The organism is Aquimarina macrocephali JAMB N27 (genome assembly GCF_000520995.1).
GTDB lineage: Bacteria > Bacteroidota > Bacteroidia > Flavobacteriales > Flavobacteriaceae > Aquimarina > Aquimarina macrocephali.
This window is the reverse complement of record NZ_JACA01000001.1, coordinates 435,677-456,430: the sequence shown is the minus strand read 5'-3', so window position 1 is coordinate 456,430 and position 20,754 is coordinate 435,677. Positions and strand designations below refer to the sequence as shown.

The 20,754-nt window shown below is 35.3% G+C and carries 12 protein-coding genes; 7 read left to right on the top strand and 5 right to left on the bottom strand.

Annotated elements, in window-relative coordinates:
• Window positions 1–2: 2 nt before the first annotated feature.
• Genes Z054_RS0102190 through Z054_RS0102175 form a run of 4 tightly spaced genes read right to left on the bottom strand, consistent with a single transcriptional unit; the run spans window position 3 to window position 6,948 of the window.
• A complete protein-coding gene (locus Z054_RS0102190; protein WP_316929913.1) occupies window positions 3–3,044 on the bottom strand; it encodes an aminotransferase class III-fold pyridoxal phosphate-dependent enzyme in 3,042 nt (1,013 codons plus the stop codon).
• On the bottom strand, window positions 3,045–5,048 hold the full coding sequence (locus Z054_RS0102185; protein ID WP_024768462.1) for an MGH1-like glycoside hydrolase domain-containing protein: 2,004 nt from the start codon (window positions 5,046–5,048) through the stop codon (window positions 3,045–3,047).
• Entirely contained in the window at window positions 5,041–5,946 is a 906-nt protein-coding gene (locus tag Z054_RS0102180; protein WP_024768461.1) for an aldose 1-epimerase, read from the bottom strand. The genes Z054_RS0102185 and Z054_RS0102180 overlap by 8 nt, the downstream gene beginning before the upstream one ends.
• A gap of 3 nt (window positions 5,947–5,949) precedes the next feature.
• Window positions 5,950–6,948 (bottom strand): GntR family transcriptional regulator, encoded by a 999-nt coding sequence (locus tag Z054_RS0102175; RefSeq protein ID WP_024768460.1) that lies wholly within the window; start codon window positions 6,946–6,948, stop codon window positions 5,950–5,952.
• Between the two features lie 142 nt (window positions 6,949–7,090).
• Here Z054_RS0102175 and Z054_RS0102170 point away from each other — a divergent pair, with 142 nt between their 5' ends.
• The 5 genes from Z054_RS0102170 (at window position 7,091) to Z054_RS0102150 (ending at window position 17,478) form a co-directional block, all read left to right on the top strand.
• Window positions 7,091–10,159 (top strand): SusC/RagA family TonB-linked outer membrane protein, encoded by a 3,069-nt coding sequence (locus Z054_RS0102170; protein ID WP_024768459.1) that lies wholly within the window; start codon window positions 7,091–7,093, stop codon window positions 10,157–10,159.
• 30 nt (window positions 10,160–10,189) lie between these two features.
• Window positions 10,190–11,710 carry a RagB/SusD family nutrient uptake outer membrane protein gene (locus tag Z054_RS0102165; RefSeq protein ID WP_024768458.1) on the top strand — a complete coding sequence of 507 codons (1,521 nt, stop codon included), beginning with the start codon at window positions 10,190–10,192 and terminating at the stop codon, window positions 11,708–11,710.
• Window positions 11,711–11,802: 92 nt separating this feature from the next.
• Window positions 11,803–15,129, top strand: coding sequence for a VCBS repeat-containing protein (locus Z054_RS0102160; protein ID WP_024768457.1), 3,327 nt, complete (start codon window positions 11,803–11,805; stop codon window positions 15,127–15,129).
• 275 nt (window positions 15,130–15,404) lie between these two features.
• Window positions 15,405–16,730 carry a tyrosine-type recombinase/integrase gene (locus tag Z054_RS0102155; protein WP_024768456.1) on the top strand — a complete coding sequence of 442 codons (1,326 nt, stop codon included), beginning with the start codon at window positions 15,405–15,407 and terminating at the stop codon, window positions 16,728–16,730.
• 115 nt (window positions 16,731–16,845) lie between these two features.
• Entirely contained in the window at window positions 16,846–17,478 is a 633-nt protein-coding gene (locus Z054_RS0102150; RefSeq protein WP_024768455.1) for a hypothetical protein, read from the top strand.
• Between the two features lie 63 nt (window positions 17,479–17,541).
• Here Z054_RS0102150 and Z054_RS0102145 read toward each other — a convergent pair whose 3' ends face one another.
• On the bottom strand, window positions 17,542–17,988 hold the full coding sequence (locus tag Z054_RS0102145; RefSeq protein ID WP_152538433.1) for a hypothetical protein: 447 nt from the start codon (window positions 17,986–17,988) through the stop codon (window positions 17,542–17,544).
• Between the two features lie 366 nt (window positions 17,989–18,354).
• On the opposite strand from Z054_RS0102145, the gene Z054_RS0102140 reads away from it, so the two are divergent.
• Window positions 18,355–19,674 carry a hypothetical protein gene (locus tag Z054_RS0102140; protein ID WP_024768453.1) on the top strand — a complete coding sequence of 440 codons (1,320 nt, stop codon included), beginning with the start codon at window positions 18,355–18,357 and terminating at the stop codon, window positions 19,672–19,674.
• Complete coding sequence (locus tag Z054_RS0102135; protein ID WP_024768452.1) at window positions 19,590–20,753, top strand: hypothetical protein; 1,164 nt, start codon at window positions 19,590–19,592, stop codon at window positions 20,751–20,753. The genes Z054_RS0102140 and Z054_RS0102135 overlap by 85 nt, the downstream gene beginning before the upstream one ends.
• The last annotated feature ends 1 nt before the right edge of the window (window position 20,754 follow it).

Here is a 20,754-nt window from a genome sequence, read left to right as displayed (position 1 = left end):
TGTTATATTTCTTTAATACTCTGCATGTAGTCTTCTGCAAATACCTTATCGAGGTAAAAAATTAATTCTTCTGCATTTTCTTTAGTAAAAATGATAGGAGGCTTAATTTTTAATACATTATGATCCGGTCCATCTGTACTCATTAAGACGCCATGATCTTTTATCCTGTTGGCCAAATAATCAGCATGATTTGCCAAAGGGTTCATGTTACCATCTACAAGCTCAAAACCAAGAAATAATCCTTGTCCTCGAACATCTCCTATGATTGGATATTTTATAGCTAGTTTTTGTAATTCTTCTTTTAAAAATTCTCCAATTTGTAAAGCGTGGGATTGTAGATTTTCGCGTTTTACTGTTTTAAGAACTGCAGTTCCAATAGCCGAAGAAACAGGGTTTCCTCCAAAGGTGTTAAAGTATTCCATTCCATTAGCAAATTTGTTTGCTACCTCTTGTGTACACACAACTGCCGCCAGTGGATGTCCATTACCTAAAGGTTTTCCTATGGTTATAATATCAGGGATTACATCATACAATTGAAATCCCCAAAACGTTTTTCCCAGTCTTCCGCACCCCACCTGTACTTCATCAGATATACATAATCCTCCTGCGGCACGAGTATATTCATAGGCTTTAGGTAAAAAACCGTCTGGCAATTCAATCTGACCACCACAACTTATAATAGGTTCTATGATAAAAGCCCCAATTCCTCTTCCTTTTTCATGTACATCATTAATACAATTCTTAACCTCTAAAGCATAGTGTTCTCCCGTGTTTTCTCCTCTGTATTTTCCTCTATAAGCATCAGGTAAGGGAAATATATGAGTATGCTCTGGAGCTCCATGGCCTCCATTACCATCAAATTTATAGGAACTAATATCAATACACATGTTAGCATTTCCATGATAACCTACTTCTGAAGCTATGATATCACGCTCTCCTGTTACAGCTTTAACCATTCTAATAGCGAGTTCATTGGCTTCACTTCCAGAATTAACAAAATGCAATACATTCAATTCTGGAGGCAAGGTTTCTATCAACTCCTTTGCTAATTGATTAATAGTATCGTGTAGATATCGAGAATTAGTATTAATCAAGGCCATTTGTTCTTGCCCTGCTTTGACTACTGCATAATTTTCATGCCCTACATGAGCTACATTATTTACCGTGTCTAAATACTTTTTGCCATATTGATCTATTAAGTATTGCCCAGCTCCACGTACCATTTTAATAGGCACTTTATATTGCAAACTCAAGCTCTTGCCCAAATGTTTTTTTCGATAAGTGATTAATTCTTTATTAGTTGCATCACTTTGAGCATTTAGACTTTCTAATTTGAATAAGAAGTTTGGATCCGGGCAAAGCCCTTTCCACACTTCTATTTGATTGTAATATGCTACTCCAGGAAAATCTACTGTATAGTTTAGCATAGAAAGCATAATCTGGAAATGTAAATGCGGAGCCCAATTTCCATTTTGAGCCGGATCACCAAGATATCCGATACATTCCCCTTTTTTTATACTATCTCCAGGTTGTTTTTGTAATACACTATCAACCGTTAAATGCCCGTATAGGGTATAGAATTCTAATGAATCATTTTGATGCTTAAGTATAATTAACCCTCCGTAGTTTTTATCTCCGGTATGATTAAATGCCGTTATAACTTCTCCATCTAATACAGCATGAACCGGAGTATTTGCTGGGAGCCAAAAATCTACCCCAAGATGAACCGTTCTACTTTCTCGTCCGCTATTTCCTGTTTTATCATATGTAGTTGACGTATATAGTGCTCTTGGTTCTAAATATCCGCCTGCGATAATCTTGTTGATATTTTCCTTTTGAAGACGATCTACTTTAAACTGAAATACTTCTAAATCATTAAATTCTTGTTGATGTCCAACCCATTTACTGGATACGCTCAAATCTAAAGAGCACACCTCGTTTTTTTGAATTGAAGGAAATAGTTCTGATAAAGAATAATTATTATTTTCTACCCAAACTCTAAATGCTTTTTCATTAGGATGTGCAGAGTACTCGCAAGTATGTCTAAAACTATAATGAGCATACTCTTCGCTAATTTGTCTCCATTTCTTGAGCACTTCCCAAGCTGGTTTTTCACTTATTAGTAAGTATTGATTATCTGGTTCCTTGATTTTATTAATAGCAGATTTTGTAACAGAAATTACCAGGCGCATAGCTATTGCTACATACAGATATTTTAGTTCTTCTTCTTTTAGCAGAAAAGTAGCATGATATCCTTGCAATATTGGTAAAGTTGCTTCTAGTGGATCATTATGATTCATTATAGCATACGCACATGCGATAGCTACATCATTAATAACCTGAGTGTGTATCGCATCTCCATAATCTATTGCAGCTTTAACCTTAGGGTGAATCAAGTCTTCTGAAACAATAACATTGTTATCGTTAGCATCATTGTGAACTACCGATTTTCTAAGTATAGCATATGAATCCTGGATGGTTTCAAATCTATTTTGAAAAAAAGAAATGATATCTTTTTCTTCACCTTCAAACAAGTGTAGATATTCTTTGGTCCATAATGATTGTGCGATGTCCCAAACAAATTCTCGATGTGCTTCAGGATGGTCAAACCCTTGTAAGGCGCCTGTTAGTAATCCGCATTGTTCTCCTAAACTATATCGTAATGTGTCTAATTGAGGATTAACACTGCTCCAAACTCTACCACTTATCCAAGATAATAGACGTACTTTTCTAAGCGTATTATTTTCATCTATAATCTCTGATATATCATTCCCTTCTTTATCTCGTATCACTCTGGGTGCTATAAGGTCCTTTCCATTTTTCTCTACATATTCTAGTAGCTGCTGTTGATAATCCAGATAATTACTATTTTCATCAGGTCTTGATATTTTAAGAATATATCCATCTCCATGTTCGGTTTTAATCCTAAAATTAAAATCAATTTCTCCAGGAAGAGGAGATACTTTTCCTTTAATACCGAATAATTGCTGCAGTATTTGTTCTGCCTGATTAATAGTTACCTGTAACGTTGAATATTTCATCATCTATTCTTTTATTAATAGCATTATAATGTGTGCTGCACTCCAACTAAAATTTTGTGCATGTAAGCCCTGGCCTGTTATTGGGTGATAATTTTCTCGAATTGCTTTTCCTTTCTCTAATAACCCTTCTGCTCCTTGGATGATTTGTACAGTAGCCTGATCTGCTTCTTTATCAAATCCATAATTACGCAGTCCTTTTACTCCAAAATACGATTGATCTAACCAGTTAGGGCCTCTCCAATAGCCTTTTAAAGGATCAAATTTTGGATGATCTGCAGACATGGTTTGAAAAGGTATTTTGGTATAGAATTTATTGGGATTCATCATCTTATTTTTTACAGCCTCTGCTTGTTTTTGGGTTGCTACATTTGCCCAAAGAGACGTCCAACCCTCACTGCCTTCTCCTTTTATAAATGTTGTTCCGTTTAGATTAGTATCATAAAACCAACCATCAACAGGATCATAGAATTGCTTTTGAATTATTTCTTTCAGTTTTTTTGCTTCTGCCTGGTATTGTTTTGCATCATCATCTTTTTGAATAGCTTCTGCAAGTTTTTCTAAATACAGTTTTTCTGCATAGAGGTATGCATTAAGATCAACACTTTCCTGATCCAAAGAATAGGCTCCTTCTTCATTTTTAAGAATTTTAGAATCGTCAAAACGAATGGCATTATCCATACCACTTTCCCATTTGGCAGCAACAAGACTTCCATCGGTAGACCCATACTCACATAGTCCGTCTTTATCATGATCTCGTTTTTGATACCACCAATAATGGTATTTTTTAAGTTTAGAGTACAATTCTTTTACAAAATCAAGATCATTATCTTTTTCATAAATTTTAACTACTGCCCATGCAGATAATGGTGGTTTTGTATCTCGATAGTTATGGTCTTCTATGCTTGTATCTCTGTATACACAATCTGCTACAAAACCATCTTCGTTCTGAAATTCGAACATCAATCGCATCTGTTTTTTAGCTAATTCTGTATTGTAATAGGATAATCCAACAGCATGTTTCCATGAGTCCCATGACCAAAACCCATTAAACCACTTGTAGTGATAGCTGGGGAACAATCCTTCGTGTTGTATTTCTCCAGCAGGAATACGCCAGTTGTTTTGTAAGGTAAGATGAGCTTTGGTAAGTACCGTAGCATATTTGTCATCTTGAAATTTTTCTTTTCTTGCCTTAATTAAAGATTTTAGCTGCGTTTCCTTTTCGACGCTGCGTTTACTTAAGATAGTATCAAAATCAATGGTAGCGATAGTTTTTTGTTCCTCTTCCCAGGAATATTCGGGAAAAATAAAAGTCTGAGAAACCACAATCTCTTTAGTCGTTTTTGGTTTTAAATGTAGCTGCTGATTATTAGTAGAATAAGAGCTGTCGGTGCTTGTGATTTTTGTTTCGTTTGGAAATACAATATGACCAATGGCATTAGATTTTGAAGAGTGTATGGTAATTTTATTTTCTGCTGATTCTAATCTTAGAGTTTCTGTTAAAAGTGGCTGGTTTTTCCAGTTATACTCCAACTCAATTGCTTTATCCGTTTTATTGGTAAACGTATATTGTATTAATGCAGAATGTCCAGAGGCAAATACCAGTTTTTGTTTTAGAACTACATCTTTGTTTGCAAAGGTTTGTTCTAAATGACTGTTATATGCGGTTGTTTTATATTCACTCCAGGAAATGTCTCTAATATTTAGTTTTATGAGCATCTCACTACTCCAGATTCCATTTTGCTGAGTCATTAAAAAAGGCCCTGAGAACCCGGGAGAAGGACTAATAGAATCAGGAAAACTATAGGCAAACCATGCACCTTGATCTGAAAACATCAATCCGGATTTATCTATAGAGTCTTTTGGAGTAACTCCATAGTTGAGAATATTTTTACTATAAGAGAGGTATTCTTTTTTGGTAATGTTTGGTGCTGCTACCTTTGTATGCTTTTTACAACCAAAACACAATATGAGAACCGAAATCATTATAAATAGAGCATGCTTATTCATTGTTCCGAAGTTTAATTTTCCAATTTATCTTGTAGGTTTCTTTTGGGTTCAGAGTACTTAATCCGAGTTTGTTATTAAAACTATTAGATGGCCCTGTTTTGGGTTCGATGGCTATTATATTTCTCTTTTCGGGTGTAAATACTTGCAGATAATTTTCTTCTGAAGAAGACTCAAGAATCAAACAATACTCTGGAGTATTAAATTTTGCTGAATTATTGTTAAGAATATAACAATCATCAAAAAGCCTGTCTTTGATCTGGATAGGTTCTTTTATGGTAATATCTTTGATCTTCATAGGGATCATATCCTTATCGAATACTAATTTTTTATTGCTTTCAACAGTAAGAAAACTCTCATGTAAATCACTACTTAAAAAATATGGATGCCATCCAATAGTGAAAGGAAAAGGAACTTGGTCATTATTGACTACAACTACAGAGAGTTCTAAAGTATTGGCAGATAGAGTGTATGTTAAATGTATAGCGTATTTAAAAGGAAATCCTTTTACTTTTTTGGTTTCTTCATAACCAATAGTTACAGAAGCATGATTGAGACTAACTTCTTCTTTTATATAGGTAAAAGTCTTATTATATATCAGGCCATGTAAAGCATTGTTTTCTTTTTTTACATTAAGGTCTAAAACATATTGTTTGTCTTTAAAAATATACTTTCCATTTTTTATTCTATTGGCAAAAGGGAATAAAACAGCAGAGGCATATGTGGTATTATAATCTAATAATTCAAGCCCAGCTATTATGTGCTTACCATTAATTGATAACCCTTGTATGCTTCCTCCTAAATTTAAAGCTATTATGGCACTTGAACTTTGATCTGCTTTTAAAAGTTCGATGTGGTGCTTAGGACTTTTTTGCCCTTTTATGTGGTTTATTTGATACAAAAGCTAAAGAGAATTTCTTAAAATTAAATTATTTACGTTTTCGATTCTAATCTGTTCCTTATTCGTAATCATTTCGGCCAGGCGTTCTCCCATTTTATTAAAATCGGTAGAAATAGTAGTTATGCCTCCTTCTACGATTTCTTTAAGAAGTGTATCATTATAGGATATGATACCAATATCTTTTGCAAGAGTAAACTCTACTTCTTTTATTTTTTTAATAATGCGAATAAGACTCCTATCATCAGGAATTATGTAAACTTCTCCTTTAACCAGCGTTCTCCCTTCTAGAGAATCGATCACTTCATTATCAAATCGATAGGTGTTACAGAACATTTTAAAACCTTCAAACATTCCTGCAGGCTGTTTCTGCTCTTGAAAAAGTAGTACTAGTTTTTGGTATTTTTTTAGAAGATGAAGCCCTTTGACCAAACCGGTTAAAATATCTTTCTTAAAATTTTGATGAATGGTAGGGTATTGTGAAAGCTCGGGACGAGTTTGATCCAGTATATATACTCTATCTTGAGGTAAGACATCTAGTATTGCGGGGATGTCATTTAAATTTGCAGGCATAATAATATAATAATTATAGCTGCCAATATTGTCGTAAATTAATTTGCTAAATACATCATAATTGAAATGATGAAAATAAATATCTACTTCGATATTCGTATTTAAACTTTTTAAAAAAGAATTATACAAATCTTCTTTAAAGGCATTTAGTTCATCAAATAATAAAAAAATCTTTTGAGCGATTTCTATACTTTCACTTTTTACATAATACCCTTTACCAGGAACAGAATTTACAATTCCTCTTACTTTTAAATCATTGTAAGCGAGCAATACTGTATCTCTCGAGAGAGAGAATCGAAGCTTTACACTGTTGATTGATGGTAATTTATCTCCACGCTTATACTCTCCAGACAAAATAGCACTTTCAATTGATGAAATGATCTGTTTGTATTTAGGTACACCTATGTTTTCTACCACATTAATTGTTTTCATACTACAAATATATCATATTTTTTCTTTAAAAAAACTGGTAGGTACTAGTTGCTTTTTTAAAAACTAAAATTCTATATTGCGCCAATATTTTACGTTAAACCCCTCGTAAAATTGGGGATTATCACCAAAAAACAATGTGATTATGGAAGCAAAAAAAAAGAAAAACCAATGGTATTCATTTTTTTTAACTCTACTTGGGCTTACTCTATTTGGATTCGCTAATACTTATGCGCAAAATGCAGTAATAACAGGTAATGTTTCAGAAAATAGTAGCGGTTCTCCTTTACCGGGAGTTACAATTACAATTATGGGAGATCAAACTCAAGGAACACAAACTGATTTTGATGGAAATTACTCAATTGAAGTTTCGGGCCAGCAAACAACATTAGTATATCGATATTTAGGATTTGTTACCAAAGAAATCTTAGTTGGTAATCAAACGGTAATCAATGTTAGCCTTGAGGAAGATGCGCAGAGCCTGGGAGAGGTTGTTCTGGTAGGTTATGGAACGCAAAAAAAATCAGAATTAACTGCCGCAATTACTTCGGTAAACATAGAGGAGATACAAAAAATTCCTACTGCCGATATAGCAACATCTTTGCAAGGGCAAGTAGCTGGGCTTAATGTAGCAATAGCCAGTGGTGCTCCGGGGAGTGCTCCGGTAATTAGGATTCGTGGTATGGGTACCGTAAATAATAATGATCCTTTATTTGTAATTGATGGGGTCCCGGGAGATTTATCTTATGTAAATCCTGCCGATATCCAAAATATAAGTATTCTTAGAGATGCGTCTGCTGCTACTATTTATGGTTCTAGAGCTTCTAATGGAGTAGTTATCGTTACTACAAAAAGAGGAAAAAGAGGAGACCCACAGGTTGTAGTAAACTCATATATAAGTACACATTCTATTAATGATAATATAGAGGTAGCAAATAGAGCTCAACACGATCAGATAAAACTCCAAGCATATGCTAATGTAGGAGAAACTCCTGCTCCATATCTTACTAATGGAGAACAGTATGCAGATTCTGATTGGGCTGATGCTTATTATGAAAACGCTTTTGAGCAGAAACATGATATTGGAGTTTCGGGAGGTTCAGAAAATACTACCTATAATTTTTCTGCAGGTTATTTTACCAATTCAGGAACTGTTATTAATACAGATTTCAACAGATTTAATACCCGGTTAAATATGGATATTAAATTGTTGAATAACCGACTGAAGATTTCTCCTGGTTTGGCATATGCCAAAGAAAAAAGGCGAAGTATTTTTGAACCACTTGATGGAGGTAATGCTAGTTTTTCTCCATTTCTAAATATCTATTCTCAATTACCTCATAAGGCAATATATGATGCAAATTCGTTAAATGGATTTGCTACACCTGCAACTGGTTTAGGTTCTGGGAATCCAATAGGCCAGGGAGAATTAACTGATCGTATTGATCGTGATGAATACACTCAATTTAATATTGCGGCCAACTTAAAATTATTTGATGGATTAAGTTATCAATTTCAATATGGATTAAATGTAGAAAATGAACATTTCTTTTTCTTTCAGCCAGCATATGATTTTGGACCACAATCTATTAATGAAGATCCTTTTTTATCTGAAACCAGAACAAGGACTACCAGTTGGACATTAAACAATACTTTGAATTATGTCAAATCATTTGGAGATCATGATTTTGATATCCTTGTTGGTGGCTCTAAAGAAGAAAATGTATTTAACTCGGTGGGCGGTAGTAATAATAGACTACCATCTGATGCTATACAAGCTCTGAGTGCCGGGATAGGAGATGCTTCTTCTTTTGGTAGAAATGTTTCCAGTACATTACAATCTGTTTTTGGTCGTTTAAGTTATGATTATGCCAATAGATATTATGTACAAGCCAGTGCCAGAAGAGATGGTTCTTCACGTTTTAGCTCTAAAAACCAATATGGTACTTTCTATTCTGTTTCATTGGGTTGGGCAGTTCACAATGAAAACTTTTTTAAGACGGATTTGTTTACTCAACTAAAACCTCGATTTAGCTACGGAACATTAGGAAATCAGCTTATCCCTAATCATTTATTTTTAGCAAGGATTGGTTCTGGAGGACAACAATTAAACTATCCTTTTGGTGAAGATGTAACACAAGCAGTACTATCTGGAGCAATTGCTACTTCACTACCAACACCCGATATTCGATGGGAAGAAACGGCAACCACCAATGTTGGTATTGATCTTGGGATATTAGATAATAGAATCAAAGCTTCCTTTGACTATTTTAATGCTAAAACAAGTGATATGTTGGTATTTACTAAGGTTCCTGGTAGTTCTGGGATTACAACAGATCCTTTAACCAATGCAGGAGATTTAGAAAATAAAGGATGGGAGTTTTCTGCTACATATAGTAGTAAAGAGTACAAAGATTTTTCTTTTGATATTACTGCAAACTTAAGTACTTCAAAAAATAAGATCACAAAACTGGGAGTAGAAGGCGAAGCTCGTGTTGATGGTTTTATAGAGTTTAATAATTTTCCTACCACTCGTACCGAAGTGGGAGGAGAAATTGGACGATTTTATCTGTTTGAAGCCAATGGGATATTTCAAAATCAAGCAGAGATTGATGCGCATGCAGTTCAGCCAGATGCGGCTCCGGGAGATTTACGATTTACTGATGTAAACGGGGATGGTCAATTAAACGATGATGATAAAAAGTATATGGGTAGTGGTCTTCCTGATTTTGAATATGGATTAACCCTTAATGCTAAATATAAAAACTTTGATTTTAGTGCATTCTTTCAAGGGACTCAGGGGAATAAAATCTACAATGGCGTAAAAATGTGGCTGTATAGAACAGATAGAAATAATGTGTCTTCTGATTTAGTTAATGCTTGGACACCACAAAATACGAATACAGATATTCCAAGAAACGCATTTGGTGATCCTAACAATAATATTAGACCTTCTAGCTATTTTCTGGAAGATGGATCATATTTAAGATTAAAGAACCTACAGATAGGATATTCGATTCCAGAATCTGCAATAAGTAAGATTCCTGTTTCGAGAATCAGAGTTTATGCAACCGCCAATAATCTATTTACCATTACAGATTATTCAGGTTTTGATCCAGGTCTAGGAAATGGAGGAACATTTAATAGAGGAGTTGACAGAGGATTCTACCCATTAACCAGATCTTTTATTTTCGGTATTAGTGTATCGATGTAATAGTTAGAAAAAAAATTAAAAAACAGAACAATGAAAAAAATTAGTTATTTATTAATTATAGTTCTAAGTATAGGAATACTAAATTCTTGTAGTGACGATTTTTTGGATGTTGCAAACAAGGAGAATTTGACTGATTCTAGTTTTTGGCAAACAGAAGAACATGCGTTACAAGCGCTAACAGCTACTTATGGAGCAATGCATAGTGCAAGTGGAAGTAAATGGGCTTTCTTTGAAGAGGTGTATACTGCAATGGCATACCGAGCTGATGATGTGACCAATAATACGGCAGAAACATATAGTCGATCACTGGCAAGTTTCTCTAATACTACAGAAGATACAGGCCCATACAATATTTGGCAAAGTAGCTATGCAGGTATAGGTCGAGCTAATCAGATCATACAAAGAATACCAGAAATGGAAGCTCTATCTCAGGAAGATAAGAATACGATTGTGGCCGAAGCAAAATTCTTAAGAGCACTATACTATTTTTGGCTGGTAACCGGTTTTGAAAATGTACCTCTGGTAACTACTTATGAAACAGAATTAGATCGTCTTTTTGTGTCTCAGGTAACTCCTGATAAAATATGGGAGCAGATAGAAAAAGATCTTGCCGAAGCAGAACCAGATTTATTGACAGAACATTCATCAGAATGGAAAGGAAGAGCTACACAAGGTGCTGCAAAAGCATTATTGGGTAAAGCATATTTGTTTCAGGAAAAATGGAGCCAGGCAGAAGTCAAATTAGGAGAAGTAACCGGTATGGGATACTCTTTATTAACTAATTATGCAGATAATTTTAATGGAGCTGCAGAAAACGGGAATGAAAGTATATTTGAAATTCAATTTTCGGGAGATCGTGCTAATGGTAATGATGAACGACAGGTTTTTAACTTTCAGGTTTCTCCCTATGCCTTTGGTGGGTGGGAATTATTCTATCCCTCTGATTGGTTAGTTGAAGAAATGAAAACAGATTTAACTACCGGAGGAGAAATTAGTGAAAGAGTATATGAGAGTATTTTCTTTGACGATCCTAATTCTGAAATGTATAGTAGAGATGCAGATGCAGTTATTGCATATAGTGCTGTATCTGGTGATCTTAACCATCCTAAATACTTCAAAAAATATGCTTTTAATCAGGATGTAAGCTTTTATAACGGAACAAACATTGCTTTAATTCGATATGCAGATGTTTTATTAATGTATGCCGAAGCTTTAAATGAAAATGGTAAAACAGATCAAGCGATAATAGAGATAAATAAAGTTAGAGAACGAGGGAAAGCAGCTCCATTAGGAGTAATGACGCAAAGCCAGCTAAGGGATCAAATTCGACATCATGAACGCCCGGTTGAGTTAGCTATGGAATTTGGTATTCGTTGGTTTGATCTTTATAGGTGGCAAAGAGGAAGTACAGTCACAGAATCGATAAAAACAACGCTAGAAAATCATAACAAACCATTCGCAGAGAATTTTCAGGATAAACATATTTTATACCCTATACCATTACAGGAGATAAATATTAATACTAATCTTAAACCGAATCCTGGATGGTAAAAAAACCCGAAAGTTGAGTTAGTTATTAAAGCTAGTAAACACCTAAGAATTTTATTATTTTTAGGTGTTTATGCTAGTATACAATATATGTCATGATCACAGATAGTAAAAGAATAAAAATACTTGGAGTACTAATAAGTATATTCCTAATCATATCATGTCGCAACAATGAAGCTACTCAACAAAACCTAAATTCTGATAAAAATAAAACATTATTTACTTCAGTTTTATCAGATCATTCGGGGATTCATTTCATAAACCAAATACCAGAGAGTAGTGCCATGAATAGTATGGTGTATGAATATTTCTATAATGGTGGAGGTGTTGCTATAGGAGATGTTAATAATGATGGATTATCCGATATTTATTTTACTTCCAATCTCAAAGAAAACAGACTTTATATCAATAAAGGGAATTTTCAATTTGAAAATCACACAGAGAAAGCAAAAGTAAAAGGCTCTTTTGGGTGGACAACTGGAGTCACCATGGTAGATATCAATGCAGATGGTTGGTTAGACCTTTATGTGTGTAAGTCAGGTAAAGGAAAAGCGATAAATAGAGAAAACGAACTTTTTATAAACAACAAAAATGGTACGTTTACTGAGTCGGCTGCCCAATATGGACTTAATTTTTCTGGATATAGTACGCAAGCTGCATTTTTTGATTATGATAAAGATGGAGATGTCGACATGTTTTTATTAAATCATAATGTGTCTCCTGTTAATACCAATAACCCAGAAGACTATAAAAGCGAGAAAAATGACCTGGTAGGAGATCGATTGTATCAAAATAACTTAGGAAAATTTACAGATGTTTCTGATCAGGCAGGAATCATACAAAATCCTTTAGGTTTTGGTTTAGGGGTTTCTATAGGGGATCTTAATCAAGATGGTTGGCCCGATATATATGTAGCAAACGATTATATCGAGCATGATTACCTTTATTTTAATAACGGAAATGGCACATTTACAGAAAAAATAAAATCATCTATCGGGCATACGTCTAATTTTTCGATGGGAACCGATATTGCAGATTTTAATAATGATGGGTTGTTGGATATCATTTCATTGGATATGGTAGCCGAGGATAATTATGGGATCAAAACCAGTATGAGTGGGATGAACCCAAAGGCATTTAATCATGCTGTTGATAATGGGTTTCATTATCAGTATATGTTTAATGCGTTACAGCTTAACAATTCTGACGAATGTTTTAGCGAGATCGCACATCTCGCAGGAATATCAAATACCGATTGGAGTTGGGCACCATTGTTTGCAGATTTTGATAATGATGGATTAAAAGATGTATTTATTACTAATGGTCTTAAAAGAGATTTTAGAAATAATGATTTTAGAAAATATAAAGTAAAACGATTAGAGCAGGCTCAAAAGAATAAGGAAAATATAAAAAAAGTAATCGAAGAGCTAGTTCTTAAAACTCCACAACGAAAAACCCGAAATTACTTTTTTAAAAACAATGGGGACTTAACTTTTTCAAAGACATCCACATCCTGGGGAATTGATGCTCCTACTTTTTCTAATGGTGCATCTTATGCAGATTTAGACAACGATGGGGATTTGGATCTGGTTATTAATAATATTGATCAGGAAGCTACTATTCTAAAAAATAATACCAGAAATAAGAATTATATACAGTTTCAATTTAAAGGAGATTCCCAAAACCCATTTGGAATAGGTACACGTATTGCCGTACAAACAGAAAAAACAACTCAAATATTCGAAAACTATCCCACAAGAGGATATCAATCTGCGGTAGAACCAATTATACATATCGGATTGAATAGTAACACAACGGTACAAGAAATTATAGTAACCTGGCCAGATGATAAGGTAGAGGTAATTAACAATCCAGAAATTAACAAAAGAGTCATTATTAATTACAACGATGCTTCTTTTACAAATCAAAAAAAGAAGAATCCTGTAGTACCGCTATTTAAGAATATTACAAAAGGCATAAACATATCCCACAGGCATGTAGAAAATATGTATGATGATTTTGAAAAAGAAAGTTTATTGCCGCATAAAATGTCTCAGTTTGGTCCTGCACTTGCTGTTGGAGATGTAAACAAGGATGGATTGGATGATTTTTATATTGGCGGAGCAAAAAACCACCCGGCTGCATTGTATACACAACAACCAGGCGGTTCTTTTCAATCTTCGTGCAGTACGCTATGGGAAAAAGAAAAAGCATTTGAAGATGTGTCTGCGCAATTTTTTGATGCAGATGGGGATAACGATTTAGATTTATATGTGGTAAGTGGTGGGAATGAATGGCCAGCAAATCATACTATGTATCAGGATCGTTTGTATATAAATACTAACGGAAACTTTATTAAAGAAAACAATAGATTACCAAAGATAGTATCCAGTGGTAGTTGTATAAAACCATTTGATTATGATCAGGATGGAGATCTGGATGTATTTGTTGGAAGTAGGCATACACCACAAAAATATCTGTATCCCGGAGCAAATTATCTATTAGAAAATGACAACGGTGTTTTTAAAGATATTACTAAAACTATTGCTCCAGAATTATCTGAAATCGGGATGGTCACAGATGCAATATGGACAGATATTGATCAGGATGGTTCATCTGATTTGGTTATAGTTGGAGAATGGATGCCTATAACGGTATTTAGAAACACAGATAAAACTTTTAAAAAAGATACCACTTTGTTTAAGAATACTGATGGTTGGTGGAATTCGATTAATAGTGCTGATTTTGATCAGGACGGAGATATGGATTATGTAGTGGGTAACTTAGGCTTAAATTATAAATATAAAGCTTCTGCCAAAGAACCTTTCGAGATTTATACAAATGATTTTGATGATAATGGGACCAATGATATTGTATTAGGATATTATAACAATGGAGATTTATTTCCGCTTCGCGGTCGAGAATGTACCTCGCTCCAAATGCCATTTATAAAAGAAAAATTTCCAACCTATGAAGGTTTTGGTTCTGCCGACCTAATTCAGGTGTATGGGCAAGAAAAACTAGAGAAAGCATTACATGCAAAGGCATATACATTTGCTTCGATTTTTATAGAAAATTTAGGAAATGGAAAATTCAAAATTATAGAACTTCCAAAACAAGCACAGCTATCTTCTATAAACGATATTCATATTGATGATTTTGATGATGATGGATTAAAAGATATTCTTATTGCCGGAAACCTATTTCAATCAGAAATTGAAACTCCTAGAAATGATGCTGGTTATGGATTGGTACTTAAAAATAATGGAAAGAATAATTTTGGTCCTATTCCCGCAGTTAAAAGTGGCACCTTAATTAAAGGAGATGTAAAAGCAATACGACCTTTTAAATTTAAAGGAAAAGAAGTGATTCTTTTTGCTAGAAATAATGAGGGATTAGTATGTATTGAAGCTAATCACTAGATTCTAATATAGGTATAATGTCTTTTATTATTTCTGAGTTTTCTAGAAAAACAAAAAGCCTGCACTACAGTGCAGACCTCTGTTTCTTTGTGGAGAAGATGGGACTCGAACCCACGACCTCTTGACTGCCAGTCAATTGAAAGTGACTTTATGTGAATTTTAACGTTTTTAAATGGCTGGTAATCAGCAATATTTTTCTAGATTAGCCTATATTAAGCAAGTTAAAACCAAAAAAAGCACGCCGAAAGCACGCCAAAAATTAAAACCTATCAAACATGGCTACAGTCAAAGTTACCCTTGATAAACGTAAGGATCACATCACCAAAGATAATAAATTTGCATTAGTTCTGCGTATTGGTCACAAGAGTAAAACACGCGACATTTCATTTAACATCCATTTGCACGCGGATCAATTTGACCCCGATACGGGAAAAATCACAGGCATTACCAATTCAGTGCGCCACAGTAAACGTACCAAGAAAATCTACGGAGATATTGATTTATGGATTGATGAAGAGGCGGGGACGATCAGGCATTGGGAGATCGACCAGTTAAAGCGCGAGATCGAACAACGGTTTTTTAAGAAACAACCATCACGTACCTTGCTCAATTATGGCGGTGTGTATCTGCATCGTTTGCTCTTAGAGGGGCAATATGCAACGGCAGATTCCTATGAGAGCGCGCTTAAAATATGGGTGAAATACCGAATGAAGCTGAAAGGTGAGGATGATCAAACGATTATTAAAACTTTGTACAAAAAAGAAGCCAATGCACTCACTGTGCTGGCTGATTATACCGCATACGATATGCAAATACGGGCATTTGATTATAGTTTTGGGAAGGACTTTAAAGCCTATATGAGTAAACGATTCGCTTCTAAAAACACGCCGTTGATTCATTTGCGGAGTATTCAGGCGATTATGAATGATGCTGCACAGGCATTTGCTGATTTACAAGGTCACAATCCGTTATCCCGCATTGAAAAGCAGAGTGTTGAGAATGTACCTAAACCGCTTACGTTAGAAGAGATAGGAGCAATACGTCACTTGGAGCTAACACCACATACGCCGATTTGGAATACACGTAATTATTTGCTGTTTATGTTTAACAATATGGGGATGAACCATTTTGATATGGCGATCATTAAACGCTCTCAGTTTGATGGGGAGCGCATTACCTATTTCCGCAAGAAGACACTTAAAGAGGGTGATTATTTCAGTGTGTTGCAAAGTGAGGAATCACTAACGATTATCAGCCATTATTTGAATGACCAGGCACCAGATGATTATCTGTTCCCGATCATACCCAATGATGCTACACCTGAACGATTGCACCGAGTCAATAAGGACAAAGTAAAATTGTTTAATAAATACGCTAACCGTATTGCTGAACTAGCGGAGATCGATAAAAAGATAACGACCTATACGATTCGGGATACGTGGACGAATATCGGGTTAGATTTAGGCATTGATATACGTAAAATATCGTCTGGTCTGGGGCATTCTGGTGTTCACGTCACAGAGAAGCATTACGCACAGAAGATACAAACCCAAATCCTCGATGAGATTAATGCTAAAATTACTAAACCACTAAACTCATAATTATAAGATTATCAATAATTTGCTAGCTTTTTTAACAGTGTACCATTTTGCGATCACCTGTTTTATGTGTAAATTTCCCCTGTAAGTAAAAGCAATTAATCAATATTACATACAAATGACACTAATAAAGGGCTTGGCGAGTCGCCATTTGCTAGTGCTATGTTTCTTCATAGGCACTTTTTCATCAATTTATTCACAACAATACACGCTAGCAGCTATTGACGTTGATAATAGTCGATGTGAAGCAGATAATCTTTTTGCTTTTGCAAACAATAAAGCAAAGGAGTGTGCTATTGCAGCTTCCGAGCTAACAAAATTGGCAGAAAAAAGAGGTCTTCTATATAGAGTAGTAGGTGGAATACTTGGGGTTATCGGTTTATTAGCAATTATAGTGAAGTTTCCTATAACGATGAAGAGTGAAGAGTTTAAAGAAAAATTTGAGCAGGTATTATCGTATGTTTCAGCTATAGTTTTGGTAGGGGTATCTTGTTTGAATATATTTTTTAGACCAGTTAGTCCCGAACATATAAAGAACTATTCAAAATATATTCGAAAGCACAGTAGTAATATTACAATGCTTTCTTTAAATCCCTCATTAGACCAAGAAAGAAAAAAGTATGAGTTGTACCAAGCGTGTAAACGGGCGGATGAAAATTTACAAGATGCGTATAATATTTGGGAAAAGATTGAAACAAAAACAAGATCACGTTTGGATAGCACCGTTTCATTCGTTAGTGGTAAAGATTAAGCATTTTTACTTATTTTGAATAAAAAAAGGAGCTTGGGAAGCTCCTTTAAATAAATGTTTTGATCATTTAATAAACCAAAAACCTAGAGAAATTCTGGTAATTGAATATTTCCCTGCAACCCATTTATTAAAGTGATTGCTATCAGTTCCCTGATAAATAAAGGTAGCTTTTTGTTTTGCTACCCATGTATCTGCATCTACTTCGAATTCAACAGGAATATTCTTCACCTTTCCGTATGGAAAGTATATATCTTTTTTAACAGTTAAGGTATGGCCTTCTTCAGAGGAAATCTTAGTTCCATCTTTAATCTTAGAACCTTCTTTGTATATAGTATACTCAACATCTCCGATACAAAATATAGTTTTGTATGGTGCAATCAGAGCATAGTGTAAGTAAGGTGCTGCTAACAGATATACTAAAATCACTGCTAATCCAAAATACACAGTATTCACAGTGTATAATACGACTAGTCCAAGATCTATTTCAAAAAAATTAAAGTAAGTACTCATTTTTTAAGTTTTATATATTTGCCGTGGGAGAACTTTTCTCGTTACGACACTAGTATTTCAGATGAAATACAATTTGAACAAGCACCTTAACACAGAATTGGTTAACGAATTATTAAGAAGTTATATTTAGGGGTAACGAGCACGTTATTTAGTAAAATGGCCATGAGCTTGGAAACGGTGTTGGGGTCTAATCCCATAAAGGTACATAACGCGACATAGGATTTAGCTCAATAAACATTAAATCTTGGCACTAAGCGATTTACGGGTTTCCCGTAAATTTCATTTAATACATTCAAATTACAGAAAACTGTAATGTGGTGGTATGATTATTTTCTACATTTGCTCGCAAGATAATTTGGCGGGCTTATGAGCATCAATCATTTATATGCGTTATTTTTTGTGGTTTCCTTGCTTTTGTGTGGAAATACACAGGCTCAGACGTTGCCGGATGTGATACCTAAAACGCCACAGGCAAGTGGCTTCAATGTGGTGACTCCAACCATGATAACAACATATAGAAGCCCTGTGCTTCCATCCTCTTTTCAGGGTAATAGGCAGCAACAGCAAATGCAGATGATTGAAGCAGATATGCAAGAAGTTGCCAGAATGGAGCAACAACGTAAAGCCATAGCGCAAGATATAAACAATAGCATTTCATCCATTCGATATAACCTACCATCCTATCATAATGCAGCAGGAGCAGTATTCTACCGTAAAGCCTTTGATAGTCTGAGAAAAACGAATCCTGATAATTTTTCAATGAGTAGGGCGACCTTCCTGATTGAAAATGCCTTTTACAATAACACGAAATCCTATGCGGATTTTGAGCGTATCATTAAGAATACAGGAGCATTCATTCAACAGGCGATGCAGCAACAGGGGTTAGATACATCCAGTGATCTTGCCAAGAATCTGACCATTTATCAATATATGTCAGATACCCTCACAGTAGGGAATGTAACACACAAGCCATATACGTATGATTTTAACGATTATATGGGTAAAGAAAACTGGGATAATATGTTTGTCTCAAAGCTACTCTATGAGGGAAGCGGTCAATGTAACTCCATGCCACGACTCTATATGATGCTAGCAGAAGAAATTGGCGCGCAGAGTTATCTGGCATTTGCCCCGAATCACTCTTTTATCCGTTTTAAAGACCTTATGGGCGAATGGCATAATGCGGAGCTGACCAGTGGCGCAATTATGTCTGATTTCCTGATGCTGAGTTCCGGCTTTATCAAATCAGAAACGGTACAGAACGGTAATTATATGACAGGGCTTACCAAGCGGCAGGTCATGGCACAATTGCTCAATGATTTAGTATCAGGCTATATCAGCAAATATGGCCGTGATGATTTTGTACAGCAGGTGATCGATAAGGCATTGGAACTACATCCAGATGGTATTAACCAGAATATCCACCAGTTTAATATGAAGCGTGCAGAGCTGTACCATGTTGCACAGCAGATTGGCGCAAGGAGCGTGCAGGATTTACAAGCCTATCCCAAAGCCTACGCCATATATCAGTCATTGCAGCAGCAGCAAAGAAAACTACAGGAGTTAGGTTTTGAGGATATACCAAAAGAGCGCTATGAGGCATGGCTGGAATCGCTCAAACAGGAAAAAGAGAAACAGAACACGGAAACATTAAAAGGATTACAACAACACATTATCAAGGATTAATGAGGGCATATATACAGATTACTATTATCACATTCATGTTGTTAAGTACATCGGTACAGGCACAGGATTATCTCTATGAAGAAGCCTATAAGAGCATTGAGGCAATGCTTAACGACGAAACACCTTATAGCTTCAAAAAGGCAGTATTTGAGGTAGAGAATGCTTATAAGCAAGGCACACTTGATACGACCTATTATTTTGCAGCCATTAAAACGATGGCACAGCTTACCAAGTCGGTGATTGAATCGAGAACATTAAAAGATTATCCGCATTCAGACCGTAAGAAAGTAGAACAATATGCAGCACTCTATACGGTGATGAAAGATAGCATTACGGTCAATTTTAGTGAAGGGCAGGGTAAGTGGTCAGGCTTTACGTATGATTTTGAGGATATATGGGGGGATGAGGAATGGTCGAATATGTTTGTGTCAAAACTACTCGACACGCATAAAGGTAATTGCCATTCATTGCCGTACTTATACAAGATATTGGCAGAGGAAATCGGTACTAAAGCACATTTAGCCCTTGCACCGAATCATGTCTATATCAAACACCGTAATGAGAAAGATGGCTGGTATAATACCGAGCTTACTAGTGGGTATTTCCCGATAGATGCGTGGATTATGGCGAGTGGTTATGTGCATTTAGATGGTATCAGGAACGGACTCTATATGAAGGCACTGGATGATAAGGAGAGTCTTGCCTTACTACTGATAGATTTGGCACAGGGCTTTGATAAACGTTTTCCTGAGAATGACGGTACATTCATCCTGCAATGTGTTGAGAAAGCCCTTGTATATTATCCTAACTATATCAATGCGCGATTGCTCAGGCTGGAAACCAAAAAGAACCAGCTACAGGCATATGCCAAGAGTAAGAATAAAGAAATTAATGAGATCATGGATGACCCCAAAGGGAAGGAAGCGTGGATTGACCTGAATCGTCAGGTGAGGGCAATTCATGAAATGGGTTACCGTCAGATGCCAAAGGAGATGTATTTGGATTGGCTGGTATCCCTCAAAGAAGAACAGGAGAAATATACGAATAAGAAAATAACGACTTTTAAATCATCAAAATAAG

What these genes read in the sequence shown, in the direction of transcription:
- Z054_RS0102140 (WP_024768453.1), top strand. Translation starts at nt 18,355, where the DNA reads ATGAGCATCAATCATTTATATGCGTTATTTTTTGTGGTTTCCTTGCTT.
- Z054_RS0102190 (WP_316929913.1), bottom strand. Translation starts at nt 3,044, where the DNA reads ATGATGAAATATTCAACGTTACAGGTAACTATTAATCAGGCAGAACAA.
- Z054_RS0102155 (WP_024768456.1), top strand. Translation starts at nt 15,405, where the DNA reads ATGGCTACAGTCAAAGTTACCCTTGATAAACGTAAGGATCACATCACC.
- Z054_RS0102185 (WP_024768462.1), bottom strand. Translation starts at nt 5,048, where the DNA reads ATGAATAAGCATGCTCTATTTATAATGATTTCGGTTCTCATATTGTGT.
- Z054_RS0102160 (WP_024768457.1), top strand. Translation starts at nt 11,803, where the DNA reads ATGATCACAGATAGTAAAAGAATAAAAATACTTGGAGTACTAATAAGT.
- Z054_RS0102175 (WP_024768460.1), bottom strand. Translation starts at nt 6,948, where the DNA reads ATGAAAACAATTAATGTGGTAGAAAACATAGGTGTACCTAAATACAAA.
- Z054_RS0102135 (WP_024768452.1), top strand. Translation starts at nt 19,590, where the DNA reads ATGGCTGGAATCGCTCAAACAGGAAAAAGAGAAACAGAACACGGAAAC.
- Z054_RS0102170 (WP_024768459.1), top strand. Translation starts at nt 7,091, where the DNA reads ATGGAAGCAAAAAAAAAGAAAAACCAATGGTATTCATTTTTTTTAACT.
- Z054_RS0102145 (WP_152538433.1), bottom strand. Translation starts at nt 17,988, where the DNA reads ATGAGTACTTACTTTAATTTTTTTGAAATAGATCTTGGACTAGTCGTA.
- Z054_RS0102165 (WP_024768458.1), top strand. Translation starts at nt 10,190, where the DNA reads ATGAAAAAAATTAGTTATTTATTAATTATAGTTCTAAGTATAGGAATA.
- Z054_RS0102150 (WP_024768455.1), top strand. Translation starts at nt 16,846, where the DNA reads ATGACACTAATAAAGGGCTTGGCGAGTCGCCATTTGCTAGTGCTATGT.